The following is a 3,155-nucleotide window of genomic DNA, read 5'->3' on the forward strand; positions in this document are numbered from 1 at the left end:
GCGCGACGCCAACGCCGACACCCACCCCAACCCCGACGCCGACGCCGACGCCGACGCCAACGCCGACGCCGACGCCGACGCCGACACCGACGCCGACGCCAACGCCAACGCCGACACCAACGCCAACGCCGACACCAACGCCGACACCGACACCAACGCCAGCGGTCACGGCGGTGGTCAAGATCAATTCCGATTGGACGGCCGGCTATTGCGCTGAAGTGAGCGTGAACAACAGCGGCACCACGCCGGTGGTGTGGAAGATCAACGTGCCGGTACAGGGCAAGATCAACAACCTGTGGAACGCGGTCTACACCCAGACGGGCGCCACCTTGACGGCATCGGGTCAGCCGTACAACGCGACCGTGCAGCCGAAAGCTACCCAGTCGTTCGGCTTCTGCGCCGTTCGCTAAGCTGGCGTAACAACCGTCGCCCCCGCCTTCGCGGGGGGCGACGGATCGGCAGCAATCGCTACCAACATTTAACAAGCACTTGCATCAGCGCAAAAAATCGCCTACTATCGCAATCCCAAGCAGGCCAACCATTTAGAAAAGGAGAACGATCATGCAAAAACTGAACACTAACGCTCCTTTTCTGGGTCTGGCTGGCTAATCTCCTGCATTGAACCGACGGCATTCGCCCGTCTGTCGCATCGTTTAGCCCTCTCTTGACGAATTCATCGTCAGCGCTCCGCCAGCACCCAATCCGTACTCGTATTTTTTTGGATTGGCATCACATGGGCAATTTTGTTCAGCATATTTCTGATCGTATTTCGATCATCGCGTCCGACCGTCTGTGGCTCGAAGACGCTGCAATACAACAAACCAAAACCACGGCCGCACTGGCCGGCATGCAACGCGTCGTTGGCTTGCCCGACCTGCATCCCGGGCGCGGCTACCCTGTCGGGGCGGCGTTCTTTTCCACCGGACGCTTGTATCCTGCGCTGGTGGGCAACGATATCGGCTGCGGCATGGCGCTGTGGCAAACCGACATCCTCGCCGGCAAGGCCAAGCTCGACAAGATCGACAAGCAGATCGGCAACCTTGACGATGTGATCGACGAGGAAGAATGGGCCGGGCTCGAACGTGTCGCCCCCTCCTGGCCGGCGCGCATCGAGGCGCTGTCCGCCGCGCTGGCAGCGGCTGGTCTCGACCTGGCGCCGCTGCGCTCGCTCGGCACCATCGGCCGTGGCAACCACTTCGCGGAACTTCAGGCAATCGATGCGGTCGAAGATGAAGAGGTGATGGGGCGTACCACGCTCACGCGCAAGTGCCTGCAATTGCTTGTGCATAGCGGCTCGCGCGGCTTGGGGCAGGTGATCTTGCGCGCGCATGTCGATGCGCACAGTCACGCCGGTCTGCAAGATGGCAGCCCGGAGGCGCTCGCCTATTTGCGCGAGCATGACGCAGCGTTGCAGTACGCGGAAGTGAATCGCTCGCTGATCGCGGCACGGATTTTTCATCGTCTGCGCTGCGAGGCGGTGCGCGTGCTCGATGTTCACCACAACACGGTGACGCCGGCAAGCATCGATGGCCAGCCTGGCTGGCTGCACCGCAAGGGCGCCACGCCGAGCGACCAGGGCCTGGTCATGTTGCCCGGTTCGCGCGACGACTATAGTTACCTGATCGAGCCGGTGCTGTCCGCCGGTGAACTGAGCCTGCATTCGCTGGCGCACGGAGCAGGGCGCAAGTGGCAGCGCACCGATTGCAAGGGCCGCCTGGACAAACTGGCGACGCCGGCGCAATTGAGCCGCACGTCGATGGGCGGGCGCGTCATCTGCAATGACCGCGCGTTGATTTATGAAGAAGCGCCGCAGGCCTACAAGAATGTCGACAGTGTGCTCGGCTCGCTTGTGGGCGCGGGACTGGTGCGGGTGGTATCCAGAAGCAAGCCTGTGCTGACCTACAAAACGCGTGGGGAGTGCTGCTGATGATCTGGTTACAAATTACAGCCAATACAGGCCCGGCAGAATGCTGTCTGGCAGTCACAAAAGCGCTTGCGCAACTGGGCCGCGAGGCGCACAAGGCGGGTGTCACGGTGAGCGTGGTGGAACAGTTGGCGGGGCCAATCGGCGGTACCTTGCGCTCGGTGCTGGTGGAGCTCGATGGAGAATCGGAGGCGGTCGACGCCCTTGCCGGACACTGGAGCGGAAGCATTCAATGGCTCTGCGAAAGTCCTTACCGCAAGCTGCACAAGCGCAAGAACTGGTTTCTCAACGGCGCCGCGTTCGCGCCGCCGGCGGTGTCCACCGAGTGCGGCGAGATCCGCTACGAGGCAACCCGCGCTTCCGGTCCGGGCGGGCAGCACGTCAACAAGACCGACAGCGCGATCCGGGCAACCCATGTGGCATCCGGTTTGTCGGTGAAGGTGCAGACGGAGCGTAGCCAGCATGCCAACAAGCGGCTGGCCGCGCAGCTGTTGCTCAGCAAATTGGGCGAATTGGCGAAGTCGGAGGAGGGCAAGAACAAGTCCGAGCGCCGCATGCATCATTTCCAGGCCGAGCGCGGCAACGCGGAGCGGGTGTTCGTGGGAATGCGCTTCGTGGAAAAGACGAGCTGAGCTGTCACGAGCGTTACTGTGCCTCGATGCAGCATGGCGGCGCTTGCTGACTGCGCTTGCCGTGGTTAGGTCATTGATCCCTCCGGGCAGCCCGGTCCTGTACGCTTGCCATGGCCCGGTTACCTAACCGCGCCATGCATGGCACGATCATTCACATTCAAACAGCGCGGCGATGGAGGGCCGCGCTGGTTTCGGTTTGCTTACGCGGCGTTGGCAGTTGCCGGCGTTGCGCGTTTGGCGCGCCGACGCAGGGCACCGAGGGCCAGCAAGCCGGCGCCGAGCATCAGGTAGCTGTGCGGTTCAGGGACGGCGCTGATCGCAAATTTGGTATCGTCGGTCATATGATAGGTCGTGTAGGAACCCTCGCCGAGATCAAAAGAATGGCCCCAGAAGCGGAACCCAGGTTCTACAGCAATGGTGTCAGAAATGTTACCGCCATCATACGGCGGGTTGCCGTTCCCATGCCTTTCACTGTAAGCGCTCCATAAACCCCAGACTTGCTGGCTAATCCGAATTTCCGCATTCTTGCTACTTCGATTTGATACCGGAGCAAGCATGGAAAACACGACCGTTTTTTGGGAGAAGCACGTTGCCGCGAT

At 61.7% G+C, this 3,155-nt stretch carries 5 protein-coding genes; 4 read left to right on the forward strand and 1 reads right to left on the reverse strand.

The window, feature by feature from the left end; genetic code table 11:
• From F2P45_RS36600 to prfH, 4 genes are all read left to right on the forward strand, one after another.
• On the forward strand, window positions 1-217 hold a 217-nt coding region (locus tag F2P45_RS36600; RefSeq protein WP_229505433.1), incomplete at its 5' end, for a hypothetical protein.
• 7 nt (window positions 218-224) lie between these two features.
• Window positions 225-410, forward strand: a complete 186-nt coding sequence (locus F2P45_RS36605; protein ID WP_370663348.1) for a cellulose binding domain-containing protein — start codon at window positions 225-227, stop codon at window positions 408-410.
• 323 nt (window positions 411-733) lie between these two features.
• A complete protein-coding gene (locus tag F2P45_RS33850; protein WP_166882596.1) occupies window positions 734-1,927 on the forward strand; it encodes an RNA ligase RtcB family protein in 1,194 nt (397 codons plus the stop codon).
• Window positions 1,927-2,556, forward strand: coding sequence for a peptide chain release factor H (gene prfH / locus F2P45_RS33855; protein WP_166882598.1), 630 nt, complete (start codon window positions 1,927-1,929; stop codon window positions 2,554-2,556). The genes F2P45_RS33850 and prfH overlap by 1 nt, the downstream gene beginning before the upstream one ends.
• Window positions 2,557-2,756: 200 nt before the next feature.
• Here the strand turns inward: prfH and F2P45_RS33860 are convergent.
• On the reverse strand, window positions 2,757-3,155 hold a 399-nt coding region (locus tag F2P45_RS33860), incomplete at its 5' end, for a PEP-CTERM sorting domain-containing protein (RefSeq protein ID WP_166882597.1).

Source organism: Massilia mucilaginosa (genome assembly GCF_011682145.1).
In the GTDB taxonomy this organism is placed as follows: domain Bacteria; phylum Pseudomonadota; class Gammaproteobacteria; order Burkholderiales; family Burkholderiaceae_D; genus Telluria_A; species Telluria_A mucilaginosa.